Origin of the sequence: Xanthomonas sp. CFBP 8445, from assembly GCF_025666235.1 — a bacterium.
GTDB lineage: Bacteria > Pseudomonadota > Gammaproteobacteria > Xanthomonadales > Xanthomonadaceae > Xanthomonas_A > Xanthomonas_A indica.
Genome location: NZ_CP102594.1, coordinates 3,697,842 through 3,714,788, shown reverse-complemented (window position 1 = coordinate 3,714,788; position 16,947 = coordinate 3,697,842). Strand labels below are relative to the sequence as shown.

The following is a 16,947-nucleotide window of genomic DNA, read 5'->3' as shown; positions in this document are numbered from 1 at the left end:
GTAGATCAAAAGCACAGCAAAGGCCGAGGCAAGAGCTGTAGCAACAGCGACAGCAATAACAACAACAACGGCAACAGCAGAACTACCGGGTCACGGTCATGTACAGCCTACGACCGCCGCGCGCAAAGTGGGGCGATCGCGTTAACGTTTCGATCGCTGCGCTGCCCACTCAGCCCCAGCCGACCAGCGCCAGTTTGCCGATGGTGCTGCCCGACTCCAGGCGGCGGTGCGCCTCGCGCAGGGTGGCGGCGTTGATCGGGCTCAGTGTCTCGGTCAGGGTGGTGCGCAGTTCGCCTGCGTCCACCAGGCTGGCGGTGCGCGCCAGGATGCGGTGCTGTTCGATCATGTCCCCGGTGCGGAAACGGGCGCGCGCGAACATCATTTCCCAGTGGATGCCGATGCACTTGGCCTTGTACGGGTCGCCGATGTGCAGCGGGCCGCTCGGTTCGACGATCAGGCCGACGTGGCCCTGCGGCGCCAGCAGTTCGCCCAGCGCCTGCCAGTAGCGGTCGGTGTCGGCCAGGTTCAGCGCCGCGTCCACCTGGTCGATGCCCAGCGCCTGCAGCTGCGGCGCCAGCGGCTGGCGATGGTCGATCACGTGGTGCGCGCCGAGTTGCAGGCACCAGTCGCGGGTCTGCGGGCGCGAGGCGGTGGCGATCACCTCGAAGCCGGCATGCCGCGCCAGCTGGATCGCGATCGAGCCGACCCCGCCGGCACCGCCGATCACCAGCAGGCGGCGGCCGCGGTTGTGTTCGTCGTCGAAGTCGAACGGCATGCGCTGGAACAGCAGTTCCCAGGCGGTGAGGGTGGTCAGCGGCAGCGCCGCGGCCTGGGCGAAGTCCAGCGTGGAGGGCTTGCGCGCGACGATGCGCGCATCCACCAATTGGTACTGCGCGTTGCTGCCGGCGCGGGTGATGTCGCCGGCGTAGTAGACCTCGTCGCCCGGTTCGAAGCCGTCGACGTCGGGACCGACCGCCTCGACCACGCCGGCGGCGTCATAGCCCAGCACCTTGGGCTGGCCGTCGGGCGCGCCCTTGGCGCGGACCTTGGTGTCCACCGGGTTGACCGAGACCGCCTCCACCCGCACCAGCAGGTCGTGGCCGCCGGGCGCGGGCGGCGTCGGCAGGTCGAGGTCGTGCAGCGACCGGGGATCGTCGATCGGCAGGGGATGGAGGGTGGCGACCGCTTTCATGGAGGCTCCTGGACGTGAGGGAAAGGAGGGCACGGCCGCGGCTCAGACCGGCCGCGGATTGCGCTCGGCGAAGCCGCGCTGGTGCCAGTACGGATACGCCGGTACCGCTGCGCTGGCCGCATCCAGCTGTTGCACGTGGGCGGCATCGAGCGTCCAGCCGACCGCTCCCAGATTCTGCCGCAACTGCTCCTCGGTCCGTGCGCCGATGATCACGCTGCTGACCGTCGGCCGCTGCAGCAGCCAGTTCAGCGCGATCTGCGGCACGCTCTTGCCGGTCTCGGCGGCGATCGCCTCGAGCGCGTCGATCACGCGGTACAGGTGCTCTTCCTGCACCGGCGGGCCGGCCTCGGTGACCGCCTTGTCGTGCAGGCGGCTGCTGTCCGGCAGCGGCTGGCCGCGGCGCAGCTTGCCGGTCAGCCGACCCCAGCCCAGCGGGCTCCACACCAGCGCGCCCACGCCCTGGTCCAGGCCCAGCGGCATCAGTTCCTCTTCGTAGTCGCGGCCGATCAGCGAGTAATAGGCCTGGTGCGCGACATAGCGCGACCAGCCATGGCGGTCGGCTGCCGCCAGCGATTTCATCAGTTGCCAGCCGGAGAAGTTGGACACGCCCAGGTAGCGGATCTTGCCGGCACGCACCAGGTCGTCGAGGGTGGACAGGGTTTCCTCCACCGGCGTGCGCGCGTCGAAGCCGTGCAGCTGGAACAGGTCGAGGTAGTCGGTGCCCAGGCGGGTCAGCGCCGTCTCCACCGCGCGGATCAAATGGAAGCGCGAGGAGCCGACGCTGTTGGGCGCCTCGCGGTCGAAGCGGAAGCCGGCCTTGGTCGAGAGCAGCACCTGGTCGCGGCGGCCCTTGATCGCCGCGCCCAGCACCGATTCGGCGGCGCCGCTGGAGTAGACGTCGGCGCTGTCGAACAGGGTGACGCCGGCCTCCAGGCAGATGTCGATCAGGCGCCGCGCCTGATCCACATCCGAATTGCCCCAGGCGGCGAAGAAGGGGTTGGTGCCGGCGAAGGTGCCGGTGCCGAAGCTGAGCACGGGGACCTTGAAGCCGGACGCGCCGAGATGACGGTATTCCATGGTGAACTCCTGATGGTGGGAAGGGGAGGCAGGTCAGTGCGCGGCGGCGCTGGCGGCCGCGGACGTGGCCGGTGCAGCGGGCGCGTCGGCGCCCAGCAGTTGCGCGGCGGCCTCGGCGATGGCCGCATAGCCGGCGTCGCCGGGATGCAGGTGATCGCCCGAGTCGAAGTCCGCGCGCAGCCGCGTGGGATGCGCGGGGTCGCGCAGCAGCGCATCGAGATCCAGGATCGCGTCGAAGCCGTTATCGGCGCGTAGCCAGGCGTTGACCTGCTGGCGCACGGCGTCCTTCTGCGGGCTGTAGTAGCCGGGGATCGGCGAGTCGGGCAGCGCGCCCTCGAACGGCGTGAGGGTGGCACCGATCACCCGCAGGCCGCGCGCCTGCGCGCGCTGCAGCAGTTGTTGGTAGCCGGCGATCAGTTCCTCGGCCGACACGGGTGCGTCGTCCGGCGCGAACGGCGTGGCGTACCAACTGATGTCGTTGATGCCCAGCAACAGGATCAGGGTCTCCACGCCCGGCTGCGCCAGCACGTCGCGGTCCAGCCGCGCCAGCGCGTTGCGGCCCATGCGGTCGCGCAGCACGCGACCGCCGGAGATGCCCGCGTTGAGGACCGCCACCCGTTGCGCCGCCAGCCGCGTGGCCAACTGGTCCGGCCAGCGCCGGTCCTGTCCCGGCGTCGAGGCGGCGCCGTCGGTGATCGAGTCGCCCAGCGCCACCACCGCGCCGACGGCATCGGCGCGACGCACCTGGATGCCGCTCACGAACAGCCGCACCGGCAGCGCGCTGGCGCCGGCCAACGTGGCGTCGGCGGTGTGCTCGCCGTCGGCCAGCCACGCGCTCTGCAGGCCTTCCCAGTGGAACGTGGACGGCGCGGTGGGCTGCGGCAGGTACAGGCTGATGCTGAGCCGGGCCAGGTCCGGCACGCGCAGCGCCACCGGGTCGCTGAGCACCGGCGCGCCTGGCGGCACGATCACCTCGGTCTTGCCGCCGAAGCGCAGTGGCCGCTGCGAGCCGGGCAGGGTCGCCGCGCCGTCGCCGGCGAGCGCCAGCGACGCGGCGCCGATGTGCAGCGGCGCATCGCCATAGGCGTTGCTCAGTTCCACCCGCACCTCGTTGCCGCCGAGGCTGACCCGCGCCACCTGGCGCACGGTCTGCCGCCACAGGTGGAACGGCGTCTGCGTCGGGAACGGGAAGTCCGCGTCCCACAGCGGCTGCGGGCTGGCCTGCCAGGTCGCGATCCAGTCGCGCGGCGCCGCGCCGGCCGGCAGCGCAAGCGTGCCCAGCAGCGCCGTCGCCAGCGCGGCCTTTGCCATTGCCTGGCTCATGCGGCACCGCCGGCGGCGCAGCCCGCGCCGGTATCGGCCGCGGATGTGGCGGTGGCCGGCGACAACCGCAGCGCGCCCAGCGCCACCGCCAGTCCGGCCAGGGTCAGCAGCGCCGCCACCCATGGCAGCTGCGACAGGCTGCCGCCATGGCCGAGCACCAGGCCGCCGAGCCAGGCACCCAGCGCATTGCCCAGGTTGAACGCACCGATGTTCAGGCTGGAGGCCAGATGCCGGCCGGCCTCGCCGGCCTTGCCCAGTACCCACACCTGCAGCGGCGCCACCGTGGCGAACGCGGCCACGCCCAGCAGGCCGATGCCCAGCGCCATCGCCGGCGCCGAGGGCAGGGCGAGGGTCAGCGCCGCCAGCACCACGGCCAGCACGCCCAGGCTCAGCGGCAGCGCCTGCCGCGGGCGGCGGTCGGCCAGCCGCCCGCCGAGCACGTTGCCGACGATCATGCCCACGCCGAACACCAGCAGCAGCGGCGACACCGCGCTGTCGGCCACCCCGGTGACCTGGGTCAGCAGCGGCTGCACGTAGGTGTACACGGAGAACACGCCGGCATAGCCCAGCACCGTCGTCGCCAGGCCCAGCAGCACCGGGGCGCGACCGACCGCGCGCAGCTCCTCGCGCAGCGGCGGCGCCGGCGTGGCGTCGCGGTCGGCCGGCACCAGCGCCGCGATCACCACGGTGGCCAGCGCGCCGATCGCCGCCACCGCCCAGAACGTGGCGCGCCAGCCGTACTGCAGGCCGAGCCAGGCGCCGGCCGGCACCCCCAGCAGGGTGGCGACGGTGAGGCCGGTGAACATGGTCGAGATCGCCGAGGCCTTGCGCTGCGGCGGCACCAGCGTGGTCGCGACCACCGCGCCGACGCCGAAGAAGGTGCCGTGCGCCAGCGAGGTCACCACCCGCGCCGCCATCAGCGCCGCATAGCTCGGCGCCAGGGCGCAGGCCAGGTTGCCGACAGTGAACACCAGCATCAGTGCCAGCAGCACGCGCTTGCGCGGCCAGCGTCGGCTGGCCACGGTCAGCAGCGGCGCGCCGAGGAACACGCCCAGCGCATAGCCGGAGATCAGCAGTCCGGCGGCGGGGACGCTGACCTGCAGGTCGGCGGCGACCTGCAGCAGCAGGCCCATGATCACGAATTCGGTGGTGCCGATGCCGAAGGCGCCGGCGGTCAGCGCGTACAGCGCGAGCGGCGTGCGCCCGGCAGCGGACGGGGAAGGTGGGGCGAGCGAGGCGGCCATGCGGCGGCTCCGGAGTGGCGGGAGGACGGGCAGCCTAGGCCTGCAGGTTCTCAGTAAAAACAGTAAAAATATTGAACGACTTTCAATGGAATCCATACAATGGACCGGATCGGCGACATCGCCCTGTTCCTGCGCGTGCTCGACCTCGGTTCGATCAGCGCCGCCGCGCGCAGCCTGGACCTGTCGGTGGCGGTGGCCAGCCAGCGGCTGCAGCGGCTGGAACGCGCGCTCGGCGTGCGCCTGCTGCACCGGACCACGCGGCGCCTGCACCCGACCCCGGAAGGCCTGCAGCTGGCCGAGCAGGGGCGGCCGCTGGTCGAGGACCTGGAATCGCTGGCCGGCGGCCTGCGCCAGGCCGGCGAGGTCGCCGCCGGCACCCTGCGGGTGACGATGTCGGCGGCGTTCGGGCGTCTGTACGTGTCGCCGCTGCTGCCGCGGTTCATGGCGCTGCACCCGCAGGTGCGGCTGAGCGTGCACCTGAGCGACAACGTCGTGGACCTGGTCAGCGAAGGCTTCGACCTGGCGATCCGGATCGGCACGCTGCGCGATTCCAGCCTGGTCGCGCGGCGCCTGGCCGGCAACCGGCGCATGCTCTGCGCCTCGCCCGACTACCTGCGCCGCCACGGCACCCCGGCCACGCCGGCCGACCTGGCCGCCCACGCCTGCCTGCTGCTGACCGGCAGCGACGGCCGGCAGGACACCTGGCGGCTGCAGGGGCCCGACGGCGAAATCGCCGTCCGCGTGGCTGGACCGCTGGAGACCAACTTCGGCGAGGTGCTGCGCGATGCCGCGGTCAACGGCCAGGGCATCGCCCTGCATTCGGAATGGCACGTGGCCGAGGACCTGCGGCAGGGGCGGCTGCGCCAGGTGCTGGCCGACTATCCGCTGACCGAGACCGGCATCTACGCGGTGATGCCGCAGCGCCGGCTGGTGCCGCCGCGGGTGCGGGCCTTCGTCGACTTCATGCAGGCCGAGCTGGCCGATCCACCGCCGTGGGCGCGGCCGCGGTGAGACCTGGGTCGCCCTGTGGGTCCTTGTCTACGACCGCAAACGGCCACGGGCCTGCCGCATTGCGCGGCTTCATTAACCTGTATACGGTGTATCCACGGCCTGGCAGGGGCTGGCGTTGACTTTCACATGTTACGTGCTCGTTAACGCCATCTTCACTATGCGGCGCATAATGTGCGCGGCGATGGCGTGCGGAAACGGCCGTCTGGATGTGACGAGACATCTGTACTGAACCATGCCTCTATCGGTTTCTATCTCCCCGAAACAAGGAGCTGTATTAATGAACAAGAAAATTCTCACCGCCGCGTTGCTGGGCGGTCTGGCCGTCGCCCAGGCAGCGTCCGCGCAGGAATTCGACGACCGCTGGTACCTGACCGGTTCGGCTGGCTTCAACTTCCAGGACAAGGACCGCACCACCAACGATGCGCCCTTCGTCACCCTGGGCCTGGGCAAGTTCATCAACCCGAACTGGTCGCTGGACGGTGAACTGAACTATCAGAACCCGAACTTCGACAAGAACCAGGACCTGAACTGGAGCCAGTACGGCATCTCGTTCGACCTGCGTCGCCACTTCATCCAGGAAGGCCGCGGCTGGAACCCGTACCTGCTGTTCGGCCTGGGCTACCAGCGCTCGGAAGAAGAGTTCGACACCGGCGGTCCGGTCTCCCCGGGCCAGCGCAAGGACGGCAACTTCGCCGCCAAGGCCGGCGTCGGTCTGCAGACCACCTTCGACAAGCGCGTTGCCGTGCGTGCCGAAGTGGCCTACCGCGCTGACTTCGACGACCAGAGCGTTGCCGCTCCGTCGGAGAACTGGTTCGGCGACGTGCTGGCTTCGGTCGGCGTCGTGATCCCGCTGGGCCCGCCGCCGGCTGCCCCGGTCGCCCCGCCGCCGCCGCCGGCCGCTGCGCCGAGCTGCGCCGATCTGGACGACGATGGTGACGGCGTCAACAACTGCGACGACAAGTGCCCGAACTCCCAGCCTGGCCAGACCATCGGTCCGGACGGCTGCCCGGTGCCGGTGTCGATCGACCTGAAGGGCGTCAACTTCGACTTCAACAAGGCGAACCTGCGTCCGGACGCCGTGGCGATCCTGGGCGAGGCCACCGAGATCCTGAAGCGCTACCCCGACCTGCGCGTCGAGGTTGCCGGTCACACCGACTCGAAGGGTACCGAAGCCTACAACCAGAAGCTGTCCGAGCGCCGCGCCCGCGTCGTGTACGACTACCTGGTGAAGAACGGCGTCGACGCGTCGCGTCTGGTCGGCCCGATCGGCTACGGCGAGAGCCGCCCGATTGCTCCGAACACCAACCCGGATGGTTCGGACAACCCGGAAGGCCGCGCCAAGAACCGTCGTACCGAGCTGAACGTCCAGAACTAATCGGACGCTTCCAGTCTCAAGCAAAGCCCGGCCTCGTGCCGGGCTTTGTTTTTGTGGGGTGGGGTAATGCGGTGTCTTGGTCGGTGCTGCGTTTCGTAGGAGCGGCTTCAGCCGCGATGAGCTTTGCTGGGAGAGCCTGTCGCGGCTGAAGCCGCTCCTACGCGCGACGCGGACGCTGACGTTTTCCACGCCCGCTCCAAGCTGAACTTTTTCAGCAATCCCAATTATTTAGCGCATGTAGTGCCGGTAACAGTTGAAAGCGTGCCGGGGCCTGCCTACACTCGCTCGTCGACTCGCCTGAATGGAAAAAAACCGATGCTGCGTATCGTGACGGCCAGCCTGCTCGCGCTTGCCCTGATTCCTGCGGCCCACGCCGCACCGGATTGCTCCGGCGATCTGCTGCCCAAGCCGCTGGCGCTGCCGGCCACGGTCGCCGCACCGGTCGCTTCCGAATTGTTCAGCCGCAACGTGCAGCTGGGCATGCCCAGCGGCGTGCTGACCCAGTCCTACAGCAGCGACCAGTCGCTCGACCGCGTGTTGCTGCGGCTGCGCGCCGAAGGCTGCCAGAGCCTGGCCAACGCCACCCCGGGCGCGGTGAAGCCCAACGATCCGGCCGCCTACAAGCCGGCCACCGCCTTCGACAACACGCCCTGGCGGTTCGACATGAGCCAGAACGGCAAGCGCATGACCGCCGAGGAGTTCGACGCCTGGATGAAGGCGCGCGGCGTCCGTGTGGTCAAGGCCCGTCCGGCCCCGGCCCCGGCGGCTGCCGCTGAGGCGCCGGCGCCGGCCGACGCCAACAAGCAGTAAGAGCTCGACGCGCGGCCGCCCGCGGCCGCGCCCGTTCGCGCAGTGCGAGGGGCCAAGCCGCCGCGTTCCCGCCGTCCGGCGTCGTCCCCGACGGCGCCCGTGCGTCCGCGCCTGCCCGCGCGCGACGCCGCACCGGCCACGCCGCGCCACGGCCTGGCCCGCACCTTGTCCAAGCTGGGCCTGTGCTCGCGCACCGAGGCCGCACGCTGGATCGCCGCCGGCCGTGTCGCGGTCGACGGGCGCATCGTCACCGATCCCGAATTCCCGATCGTGCAGGGCCGCCACCGGCTGGCCGTGGACGGTGCGCCGCTGGCCGACACCGCACGCCTGTACCTGATGCTCAACAAACCGCGCGGGCTGGTCACCAGTGCGCAGGACGAACGCGGCCGCGACACCGTGTACCGCTGTTTCGACGGCGCCGGCCTGCCGTGGCTGGCACCGGTCGGGCGCCTGGACAAGGCCAGCGAAGGCTTGCTGCTGTTCAGCAACGACCCGCAATGGGCGGCGCGGGTCACCGATCCGGGCAGCGGCCCGGACAAGACCTACCACGTGCAGGTGGACGCGGTGCCCGACGCGGCGCTGCTGGCGCGGATGTGTGCCGGCGTGGTCGCCGAGGGCGAAGCGCTGCGGGCCAAGCAGGTGCGCCTGCTGCGCCAGGGCGAGCGCCATGCCTGGCTGGAGGTGGTGCTGGACGAGGGCCGCAACCGGCAGATCCGGCGGCTGCTCGCCGCGCTCGGCCTGGACGTGCTGCGGCTGGTGCGGGTGGCGATCGGCGAGCTGGTGCTGGGCGACCTGGGCAAGGGCGCCTGGCGCGCACTCAGCGCCGCTGAAGTCAGGGCGTTGGCGCCGGTGGCGGACGCCAGCGCGCCAGCCGTGCGCTGAGCAACGCGGCGACCACCTCGCGGGCGCGCGCGTCCTGCGGCCCGCGCGCATCGTGGTGGCGGCCCTTGGCGTGATTGCAGCCGGCACAGGCCAGCGCGAGATTGCGCGCGTCGTTCGGATCGTCGCCGACCATGCCGCAGAGCGCCGCTGCCGCGCGGCGGCCGAACCAGGCCTGCGGGACCACGTGTTCGAGCGAGCAGTGGCCCAGCGGTTCGCCGTCGCCGCGCAGATCCAGGCGCCGCCGGCAGTGCAGGCAGCGGCTGCGCCAACCGCCTGCTACGGACTCCGCCTGGGCGTCGGTCTGCGCCGCCAGCAACAGCCGTTGGCGCAGCGCGGCGCGCATCTCAGGCGGCGAGCACGCCCAGTTCGCGGCCGATGCGGGTGAACGCGTCGATCGCCCGGTCCAGGTGTTCGCGGGTGTGCGCGGCGCTGATCTGGGTGCGGATCCGCGCCTGGCCCTTGGGCACCACCGGGAAGAAGAAGCCGATGGCGTAGATGCCTTCTTCCAGCAGCCGCTCGGCGAAGCGCTGCGCCAGCGGCGCGTCGTAGAGCATCACCGGGCAGATCGGGTGGGTGCCGGGCTTGATGTCGAAACCGGCGGCGGCCATGCGCTCCCGGAAGTAGGCGGTGTTCTCGACCAGGCGTGCGCGCAGGTCGTCGGCGGCGTCGAGCATCGCGAAGGCCTTGCTCCCGGCGGCGACCACGTGCGGCGGCAGCGAGTTGGAGAACAGGTAGGGCCGCGAGCGCTGGCGCAGCAGTTCGATCACTTCGCGGCGGCCGGTGGTGAAGCCGCCCAGCGCCCCGCCCATGGCCTTGCCCAGGGTGCCGGTGAAGATGTCGATCTTGTCCAGCACGCCCTTGACCTCGGCCGAGCCGCGGCCGCTGGCGCCGAGGAAGCCGGTGGCATGGCATTCGTCGATGTGCACCAGCGCGTTGTATTTCTTCGCCAGCGCGGTGATCTCGTCCAGCGGAGCGATGAAACCATCCATCGAGAACACGCCGTCGCTGGTGATCAGCTTGGTCTTGCAGCCGGCGGCATCGGCCGCCTGCAGCTGTGCTTCCAGGTCGGCCATGTCGCAGTTGGCGTAGCGGAAGCGCTTGGCCTTGCACAGGCGCACGCCGTCGATGATCGAGGCATGGTTGAGCGCGTCGGAGATGATCGCGTCGTGCTCGCCCAGCAGCGGTTCGAACAGGCCGCCGTTGGCGTCGAAGCAGGCGGCGTAGAGGATGGTGTCCTCGGTGCCGAAGAACGCGGCGATCTGCGCTTCCAGTTGCTTGTGCAGGTCCTGGGTGCCGCAGATGAAGCGCACCGAGGCCATGCCGAAGCCGTGCGTGTCCAGCGCGTCCTTGGCCGCCTGGATCAGGTCCGGATGATCGGCCAGACCCAGGTAGTTGTTGGCGCAGAAGTTGAGCACGCGGCGGCCGTCGGCGAGGACGATTTCCGCCGCCTGCGGGCCGACGATGATGCGTTCGGACTTGAACAGGCCCTGGGCGCGGATCGCGTCCAGTTCCTCGGCGTAGTGCTGGGTGAGGCGGGAGTCGGTCATGACGGGCACGCGCGGCGGAAAGAGGCGGCGATTTTACCGCGGCGCCCGCGAAGGCCGGGGTCGTCATGCGCAAATGGCATGAGCCGCTGCCCGGAAGTCATTTCACCCGCCGCCTGCCGCTGCGCAGCATGCGTCATGGTCCGCGGCGGGCATCGGCCGCGGCGTCGGTCTGTGTGTTTTTGGAGAACCGCCCATGTCCAGCCTTCCGCCGCGCCGCTGGCGCCCGCTGCTCGCGCTCGCCTTGTGCGCGTTCGCCGGGGCCGCGGCCGCCGCCGAGACGCAACTGCTCAACGTGTCCTACGATCCCACCCGCGAGCTTTACCGCGACTACAACGCCGCCTTCGCCAAGCACTGGGCGCAACTGCATCCCGGCGAGCAGGTGACGGTGGAGACCTCGCACGGCGGTTCCGGCAAGCAGGCGCGCGCGGTGATCGACGGGGTCGAGGCTGACGTGGTGACACTGGCGCTGGCCTACGACGTCGACGCGATCGCCGCCAAGAGCAAGCTGATCGATGCGAACTGGGCCACGCGCCTGCCCGACAACAGCGCGCCCTACACCTCGACCATCGTGTTCCTGGTGCGCAAGGGCAATCCGAAAGGCATCAAGGACTGGCCCGACCTGCTGCGCAGCGGCGTGTCGGTGATCACGCCCAATCCCAAGACCTCCGGCGGCGCGCGCTGGAACTACCTGGCCGCCTGGGCCTACGCCGACCATATCTTCAAGGGCGATCGCGAACGCATCCTCAACTACATGCGCGCGCTGTTCCGCAACGTGCCGGTGCTGGATACCGGCGCGCGCGGCGCCACCACCACCTTCGTCCAGCGCGGCATCGGCGATGTGCTGCTGGCCTGGGAGAACGAGGCATTCCTGGCGCAGCAGGAACTGGGCCAGGACAAGTTCGAGATCGTGGTGCCGAAGCTGTCGATCCTGGCCGAGCCGTCGGTGGCGCTGGTCGACAAGAACGTGGACAAGCACGGCACCCGCGCGGTGGCCGAGGAATATCTGAAATACCTGTACTCGCCGGAAGGGCAGAAGATCGCAGCCAGGCACTATTACCGGCCGCGCCATCCCGAGTACGCCGATCGCGCGGATCTGGCGCGGCTGCCGAAGGTGCGGCTGGTCACCATCGAGCAGGCGTTCGGGTCCTGGGCCAAGGCGCAGGCCACCCACTTCGACGACGGCGGCCTGTTCGACCAGATCCAGGCGAGCAAGTGACGCGATGGCCGTGACCGCCGCCGCCGTTCCCCGCGCACCGCGCCAGCGCCGGGTGATGCCGGGCCTGGGGCTGAGCCTGGGCATCACCCTGACCTGGCTGGGGCTGGTGGTGCTGATCCCCTTGCTCGCGGTGCTGCTCAAGACCAGCGGGCTGGGCTGGGAGGGCGTGTGGCGGGTGTGGAGCGAGCCGCGGGTGCTGGCGGCGTTGCGCTTGAGTTTCGGCACCGCGCTGGCTGCGGCCGCGTTCAATGCGGTGATGGGCACCTGGGTGGCCTGGGTGTTCGTGCGCTATCGCTTTCCCGGCAAGCGCCTGTTCGACGCGATGATCGACCTGCCGTTCGCGCTGCCCACCGCAGTGGCCGGCATCGCCCTGACCGCGCTGTACGGCAGCAACGGCTGGATCGGGCGCTGGCTGGAGCAGCCGGCGCAGGCGCTGGCGGCCAGCCTGCCGACGTTGGCCTGGTGGTGGCCGCGGCTGGCGCTGCTGCTGGTGCTGGCCGCCATCGGCCACACGCTGTTGCGACGCAGCCACACGCTGCTGCCGGCGCCGCTGCGCGCGCTGCAGCGCCTGCTCGGCACGCTCGCCGTGCTCAGCCTGGCGGCGCTGGGCGTCGGTGGCCTGCTGTTCGGCTACGCCGCACTGATGCAGGGCAGCGGCGCGGGCGGGGTCAAGGTCGCCTACACGCCGCTGGGCATTGTCGTGGCGCTGGTGTTCGTCGGGCTGCCGTTCGTGGTGCGGATCGTGCAGCCGGTCTTGGCCGAGGCCGAGCGCGAGCTTGAGGAGGCCGCGGCCACGCTCGGGGCCGGACGCTGGCAGACGGTGTGCCGGGTGCTGCTGCCGACCCTGTGGCCGGCGGTGCTGACCGGATTCACGCTGGCCTTCGCGCGCGGGGTCGGCGAGTACGGCTCGGTGATCTTCATCGCCGGCAACCTGCCCAATGCCACCGAGATCGCGCCGTTGCTGATCACCATTCGCCTGGAGGAATTCGATTACGGCGGCGCCAGTGCGATCGCTGCGGCGATGCTGCTGTTGTCGCTGCTGTCGTTGCTGCTGGTCAACGCGGCGCAGGCCTGGTTCGCGCGGCGTGGCAGGGCGGTGACGTGATGGCGTCCGTGGTGTCCGCGCTGGCCGCGCGCGTCCCGGGGCAGGCCGCCGCCACCGTCCCGGTGCAGCTGCCGGCCTCGGTGGTCGACGAGCCGCGCTGGGTGCAGCGGCTGCTGATTGGCGGTGCGTTGCTGTTCCTGCTGGCGTTCCTGCTGCTGCCCTTGTTGCTGGTGTTCGTCGAGGCCTTGCGCAGCGGCGCCGACGTGTTCTGGCGCGCGATCTCCGATCCGGACGCGCTGGCGGCGATTCGCCTGACCCTGCTGGTCGCGGCGATCGTGGTGCCGTTGAACCTGGTGTTCGGCGTGGCCGCGGCCTGGGCGGTCAGCAAGCATCGCTTCCCCGGCAAGCGCCTGCTGGTGAGCCTGATCGATCTGCCGTTCTCGGTGTCGCCGGTGGTCGCCGGGCTGCTGTTCATCCTGATCTTCGGCCGCAACGGCTGGGCCTGGCCGTTGATCGACGAGGGCGTGCGGCTGTCCCTGCCGCTGCTGGGCGAGGTGGTGCTGCGCCTGCCGCGCATCGTGTTCGCGCTGCCGGGCATCGTGCTGGCGACCACCTTCGTCACCTTTCCCTTCATCGCCCGCGAACTGATGCCGCTGATGGAGCAGCAGGGCGACGACGAGGAACTGGCTGCGCTGAGCCTGGGCGCCAGCGGCTGGCAGACCTTCTTCCGGGTGACCTTGCCCAACATCCGCTGGGGCCTGCTGTACGGCGTGCTGCTGTGTAGTGCGCGGGCGATGGGCGAGTTCGGTGCGGTGTCGGTGGTGTCCGGGCACATCCGCGGGCGCACCAACACGCTGCCGCTGCATGTGGAGATCCTCTACAACGAATACGCCTACAGCGCCGCCTTCGCCTGCGCCAGCCTGCTGGCGCTGACCGCGCTGCTGACGCTCGCCGTGAAGTCCTGGCTGCACTGGCGCCACGGCGCGGCGCTGGCCGCCACTCACCGACACTGAGGTTGCCATGAGCATCCGCGTACAGCACCTGGGCAAACACTTCGGCGATTTCGCCGCGCTCGACGACGTCGGCCTGGACATCGGCCAGGGCGAACTGCTGGCGCTGCTGGGGCCGTCCGGCTCCGGCAAGACCACGCTGCTGCGGGTGATCGCCGGGCTGGAACACGCCGATCGCGGGCGCGTGCTGATCCACGGCGAGGACGCCACCGCGCTGTCGGTGCAGGCGCGCCGGGTCGGCTTCGTGTTCCAGCACTACGCCTTGTTCAAGCACATGAGCGTTTACGAGAACATCGCCTTCGGCCTGCGCGTGCGCCGCGAGGCGCGCTGGACCGAGGCGCGCATCCGCGCGCGGGTGCAGGAACTGCTGGCGCTGGTGCAGTTGCACGACCTGGACCGGCGCTACCCGGCGCAGCTGTCCGGCGGCCAGCGTCAGCGCGTGGCGCTGGCGCGCGCGCTGGCGATCGAGCCACGCGTGCTGCTGCTCGACGAACCGTTCGGCGCGCTCGACGCGCAGGTCCGCCGCGACCTGCGCCGCTGGTTGCGCGAGCTGCACGAACGCACCGGGCTGACCACGGTGTTCGTCACCCACGACCAGGAAGAGGCGCTGGAACTGGCCGACCGCGTGGCGATCCTCAACCGCGGGCGGATCGAGCAGGTCGGCAGCCCCGCGCAGGTCTACGAGCAGCCGGCCTCGCCCTTCGTGTACGCCTTCGTCGGCGCGGTGAACCGGCTGCCGGCACGCCTGCATGACGGTGCCGTGCAGGTCGCTGGGCTGGCCTTGCCGGCACCGCCGACGCCGCTGACCAGCGGCCCGGTCGAGCTGTATGTGCGGCCGGAAGATCTGGCGCCGGGCAGCGAAGGCTGGGCGGCGACGGTGCTGTCCATCCAGCGCAGCGGCCCGCGCCTGCGCCTGCGCGCGCAACTGGCGCACGGCCGCGACGAGGTGGAGGTGGAACTGCCGGCGGGCGAGGGGACGCACGACTACGCGCCGGGCCAGCCACTGCATCTGCGCGCGCGCCGGTTCGGGGTGTTCGCCGCACCTGCCTGAGGCCCGATCGGGGCAGGCCACGTCACGTTTGCCACGCATGACCGGGCCGGTCGCTGCGGCGTGGCGGCGTTGTGCGGGCCGGGACCGTGGCTGGCCAGTGCCCGACAATCAGGGCGCGATCAGCATGTCCGCGCTTGGCGCACATCCACGGACGCGGGACACGCCAGGACCTGGAAGGAACGAAAGTTGTTGCGCTGCAAGGTAAAAGCAGTTAAAAAATCGTGAAGGCGCGACGCGCCCCACGCTGCAACCACCCTCGTCAACCGCAGGAGAATGACCGGTGAACAAGACCACTCTCGCCCTGGCCCTCGCACTGGCCGCTTCGCCGCTCACCGTCCTGGCCCAGGACGAGCCCACCTCGCCGATCACCGGCTCCTACGGTGTGGTCAGCGACTACGTGTTCCGTGGCGTCTCCCAGACCGACAAGGGCCCGGCGTTCCAGGCCGGCCTCACCTACACCTCGCCGTTCGGCCTGTACGTAGGCGCCTGGGGCTCCAACGTCGACTTCGGCGCCGGCGATCCGGATTGGGAAACGGACGGCTTCGTCGGCTACAACGTCGATTTCTCCCCGGACTGGAACTTCGACGTGATGGTCAACCGCTACGGCTACCCGGGCGCCGGCCGGTTGAACTACAACGAGCTGATCACCAAGACCAAGTTCCTCAAGACCTACACCCTGACCGTGGCCTACACCGACAACGTGTACAACCTGGACAAGGACAGCTTCTACTACGCGCTGGACGGGAACTGGTCGCTGCCGCAGGGCTTCAGCGTCGGCGCGCACGTCGGCCGCACCACCTACGAAAGCGCGCTGACCGCGTACCAGGACTACACCGACTACAACGTCAGCGTGGGCAAGATGGTCGGCCCGCTGGCGCTGAGCGTGGGTTACTACGACACCGACAACAAGGGCCCGGAGAACTTCACCGAGCGCCTGGCCGGTCACCGCGTCGTGGTCTCGGGCACGATCGCGTTCTGATCGCATCGCCGCCGTGAAACGACGAAGGGCGCCGCAAGGCGCCCTTCGTGTTTTTCCGGCACCGCCGCGCTGCGCGGCGGACGCCTCACCAGCTCAGCACGACCTTGCCGGCCTTGCCTTCTTCCATCAGGTCGAAGCCCTTCTGGAATTCGTCGATGGTCAACTGGTGGGTCAGTACCTTGCCCAGCGGGAAGCCGGACAGCACCAACTGGGTCATCTTGTACCAGGTCTCGTACATCTTGCGGCCGTAGATGCCCTGCACGGTCAGGCCCTTGAAGATGATCTTGTCCCAGTCGGCGCCGGCGCCGCGCGGCATGATGCCGAGCATGGCGATCTTGCCGCCGTGGTACATGCAGTCGAGCATGTCGTTGAAGGCGCGCGGGTTGCCGCTCATCTCCAGGCCAACGTCGAAGCCTTCCATGTGCAGGTCGGCCATGACGTCCTTGAGCGAGGTGTTGGCGACGTTGACCACGCGCGTGGCGCCCATGTCCGCGGCCAGCTTCAGGCGGAAATCGTTGACGTCGGTGACCACCACGTTGCGCGCGCCGATGTGCTTGCAGATGCCGGCGGCGATGATGCCGATCGGGCCGGCGCCGGTGATCAGCACGTCCTCGCCGATCACGTCGAACTCCAGCGCGCAGTGCGCGGCGTTGCCGTAGGGGTCGAAGAACGCGGCCAGCTCGGAGGGGATCTGGTCGGGGATCGGCCACAGGTTCGAGGCCGGCATCACCATGTACTCGGCGAAGGCGCCGTTGATGTTGACGCCGATGCCCACCGTGTTCGGGCACAGGTGCGGGCGCCCGCCGCGGCAGTTGCGGCAGTGGCCGCAGACGATGTGGCCTTCGGCCGACACGCGCTGGCCGACCTCGTAGCCGGTGACCGCCGAGCCGAGCTGGGCGATGCGGCCGACGAATTCGTGGCCGATGGTCAGGCCGGGCTTGATGGTGCGCTGGCTCCACTCGTCCCACAGGTAGATGTGCAGGTCGGTGCCGCAGATCGCGGTCTTTTCCAGCTTGATCAGCACGTCGTTGGGGCCGGGGACCGGCACCGGCACCTGTTCTAGCCAGATGCCTTTGGCGGCGTCGCGCTTGACCAGCGCCTTCATTGTTTGCGCCATGTCGGTGCAGATTCGATGGGAAGAGGGCGCGCAGTATAAGCGCCCGGCCGGCGTGCCCATGTTGCGGC

16 protein-coding genes are annotated in these 16,947 nt (G+C 70.1%); 9 read left to right on the top strand and 7 right to left on the bottom strand.

Translation table 11 applies throughout. From position 1 onward, the window contains the following. Positions 1 to 169: 169 nt before the first annotated feature. Genes NUG21_RS15895 through NUG21_RS15880 form a run of 4 tightly spaced genes read right to left on the bottom strand, consistent with a single transcriptional unit; the run spans position 170 to position 4,836 of the window. Positions 170 to 1,192, bottom strand: coding sequence for a zinc-binding alcohol dehydrogenase family protein (locus NUG21_RS15895; protein ID WP_263391378.1), 1,023 nt, complete (start codon positions 1,190 to 1,192; stop codon positions 170 to 172). 42 nt (positions 1,193 to 1,234) lie between these two features. Further along, complete coding sequence (locus NUG21_RS15890) at positions 1,235 to 2,269, bottom strand: aldo/keto reductase (protein ID WP_184502540.1); 1,035 nt, start codon at positions 2,267 to 2,269, stop codon at positions 1,235 to 1,237. Positions 2,270 to 2,302: 33 nt separating this feature from the next. Further along, positions 2,303 to 3,592: an SGNH/GDSL hydrolase family protein gene (locus NUG21_RS15885; protein WP_263391377.1), complete on the bottom strand. Its 1,290-nt coding sequence runs from the start codon at positions 3,590 to 3,592 to the stop codon at positions 2,303 to 2,305. Then, positions 3,589 to 4,836 (bottom strand): MFS transporter, encoded by a 1,248-nt coding sequence (locus NUG21_RS15880; RefSeq protein ID WP_263391376.1) that lies wholly within the window; start codon positions 4,834 to 4,836, stop codon positions 3,589 to 3,591. The genes NUG21_RS15885 and NUG21_RS15880 overlap by 4 nt, the downstream gene beginning before the upstream one ends. A 99-nt stretch (positions 4,837 to 4,935) precedes the next feature. On the opposite strand from NUG21_RS15880, the gene NUG21_RS15875 reads away from it, so the two are divergent. The 4 genes from NUG21_RS15875 to NUG21_RS15860 all read left to right on the top strand — a co-directional run bounded on the left by NUG21_RS15875 (position 4,936) and on the right by NUG21_RS15860 (position 8,914). Next, positions 4,936 to 5,847 (top strand): LysR family transcriptional regulator, encoded by a 912-nt coding sequence (locus NUG21_RS15875; RefSeq protein ID WP_263391375.1) that lies wholly within the window; start codon positions 4,936 to 4,938, stop codon positions 5,845 to 5,847. Between the two features lie 277 nt (positions 5,848 to 6,124). Beyond that, entirely contained in the window at positions 6,125 to 7,222 is a 1,098-nt protein-coding gene (locus tag NUG21_RS15870) for an OmpA family protein (protein ID WP_184502536.1), read from the top strand. Positions 7,223 to 7,537: 315 nt separating this feature from the next. Next, complete coding sequence (locus NUG21_RS15865) at positions 7,538 to 8,032, top strand: hypothetical protein (protein ID WP_152236546.1); 495 nt, start codon at positions 7,538 to 7,540, stop codon at positions 8,030 to 8,032. Positions 8,033 to 8,131: 99 nt separating this feature from the next. Continuing rightward, a complete protein-coding gene (locus NUG21_RS15860; RefSeq protein WP_263391374.1) occupies positions 8,132 to 8,914 on the top strand; it encodes a pseudouridine synthase in 783 nt (260 codons plus the stop codon). Here the strand turns inward: NUG21_RS15860 and NUG21_RS15855 are convergent. Next, a complete protein-coding gene (locus tag NUG21_RS15855) occupies positions 8,865 to 9,257 on the bottom strand; it encodes an HNH endonuclease (protein WP_184502534.1) in 393 nt (130 codons plus the stop codon). The genes NUG21_RS15860 and NUG21_RS15855 overlap by 50 nt on opposite strands. A 1-nt stretch (position 9,258) precedes the next feature. Further along, entirely contained in the window at positions 9,259 to 10,461 is a 1,203-nt protein-coding gene (kbl, locus tag NUG21_RS15850) for a glycine C-acetyltransferase (protein WP_263391373.1), read from the bottom strand. Between the two features lie 193 nt (positions 10,462 to 10,654). Between kbl and NUG21_RS15845 the strand changes: the two genes are divergently transcribed. The 5 genes from NUG21_RS15845 to NUG21_RS15825 all read left to right on the top strand — a co-directional run bounded on the left by NUG21_RS15845 (position 10,655) and on the right by NUG21_RS15825 (position 15,762). Next, the gene (locus NUG21_RS15845) at positions 10,655 to 11,677 is read left to right on the top strand and encodes a sulfate ABC transporter substrate-binding protein (RefSeq protein WP_263391372.1); all 1,023 of its coding nucleotides are present in this window, start codon (positions 10,655 to 10,657) and stop codon (positions 11,675 to 11,677) included. A 4-nt stretch (positions 11,678 to 11,681) separates the two neighbouring features. After that, on the top strand, positions 11,682 to 12,782 hold the full coding sequence (locus NUG21_RS15840) for an ABC transporter permease subunit (RefSeq protein ID WP_263391371.1): 1,101 nt from the start codon (positions 11,682 to 11,684) through the stop codon (positions 12,780 to 12,782). Next, positions 12,782 to 13,735: a sulfate ABC transporter permease subunit CysW gene (gene cysW / locus NUG21_RS15835; protein WP_263391370.1), complete on the top strand. Its 954-nt coding sequence runs from the start codon at positions 12,782 to 12,784 to the stop codon at positions 13,733 to 13,735. Before NUG21_RS15840 ends, cysW begins: the two co-directional genes overlap by 1 nt. Positions 13,736 to 13,742: 7 nt before the next feature. Then, positions 13,743 to 14,783 carry a sulfate/molybdate ABC transporter ATP-binding protein gene (locus NUG21_RS15830; protein WP_263391369.1) on the top strand — a complete coding sequence of 347 codons (1,041 nt, stop codon included), beginning with the start codon at positions 13,743 to 13,745 and terminating at the stop codon, positions 14,781 to 14,783. Between the two features lie 280 nt (positions 14,784 to 15,063). Then, positions 15,064 to 15,762 (top strand): TorF family putative porin, encoded by a 699-nt coding sequence (locus NUG21_RS15825; protein ID WP_019796739.1) that lies wholly within the window; start codon positions 15,064 to 15,066, stop codon positions 15,760 to 15,762. Positions 15,763 to 15,847: 85 nt separating this feature from the next. Here NUG21_RS15825 and tdh read toward each other — a convergent pair whose 3' ends face one another. After that, complete coding sequence (gene tdh / locus NUG21_RS15820; RefSeq protein ID WP_184502529.1) at positions 15,848 to 16,879, bottom strand: L-threonine 3-dehydrogenase; 1,032 nt, start codon at positions 16,877 to 16,879, stop codon at positions 15,848 to 15,850. Positions 16,880 to 16,947: the final 68 nt, after the last annotated feature.

Coding starts and splice junctions, on each gene's coding strand:
- NUG21_RS15895 (WP_263391378.1), bottom strand. CDS start 1,192: ATGAAAGCGGTCGCCACCCTCCATCCCCTGCCGATCGACGATCCCCGG.
- NUG21_RS15890 (WP_184502540.1), bottom strand. CDS start 2,269: ATGGAATACCGTCATCTCGGCGCGTCCGGCTTCAAGGTCCCCGTGCTC.
- NUG21_RS15885 (WP_263391377.1), bottom strand. CDS start 3,592: ATGAGCCAGGCAATGGCAAAGGCCGCGCTGGCGACGGCGCTGCTGGGC.
- NUG21_RS15880 (WP_263391376.1), bottom strand. CDS start 4,836: ATGGCCGCCTCGCTCGCCCCACCTTCCCCGTCCGCTGCCGGGCGCACG.
- NUG21_RS15875 (WP_263391375.1), top strand. CDS start 4,936: ATGGACCGGATCGGCGACATCGCCCTGTTCCTGCGCGTGCTCGACCTC.
- NUG21_RS15870 (WP_184502536.1), top strand. CDS start 6,125: ATGAACAAGAAAATTCTCACCGCCGCGTTGCTGGGCGGTCTGGCCGTC.
- NUG21_RS15865 (WP_152236546.1), top strand. CDS start 7,538: ATGCTGCGTATCGTGACGGCCAGCCTGCTCGCGCTTGCCCTGATTCCT.
- NUG21_RS15855 (WP_184502534.1), bottom strand. CDS start 9,257: ATGCGCGCCGCGCTGCGCCAACGGCTGTTGCTGGCGGCGCAGACCGAC.
- kbl (WP_263391373.1), bottom strand. CDS start 10,461: ATGACCGACTCCCGCCTCACCCAGCACTACGCCGAGGAACTGGACGCG.
- NUG21_RS15845 (WP_263391372.1), top strand. CDS start 10,655: ATGTCCAGCCTTCCGCCGCGCCGCTGGCGCCCGCTGCTCGCGCTCGCC.
- NUG21_RS15840 (WP_263391371.1), top strand. CDS start 11,682: ATGGCCGTGACCGCCGCCGCCGTTCCCCGCGCACCGCGCCAGCGCCGG.
- cysW (WP_263391370.1), top strand. CDS start 12,782: ATGGCGTCCGTGGTGTCCGCGCTGGCCGCGCGCGTCCCGGGGCAGGCC.
- NUG21_RS15830 (WP_263391369.1), top strand. CDS start 13,743: ATGAGCATCCGCGTACAGCACCTGGGCAAACACTTCGGCGATTTCGCC.
- tdh (WP_184502529.1), bottom strand. CDS start 16,879: ATGGCGCAAACAATGAAGGCGCTGGTCAAGCGCGACGCCGCCAAAGGC.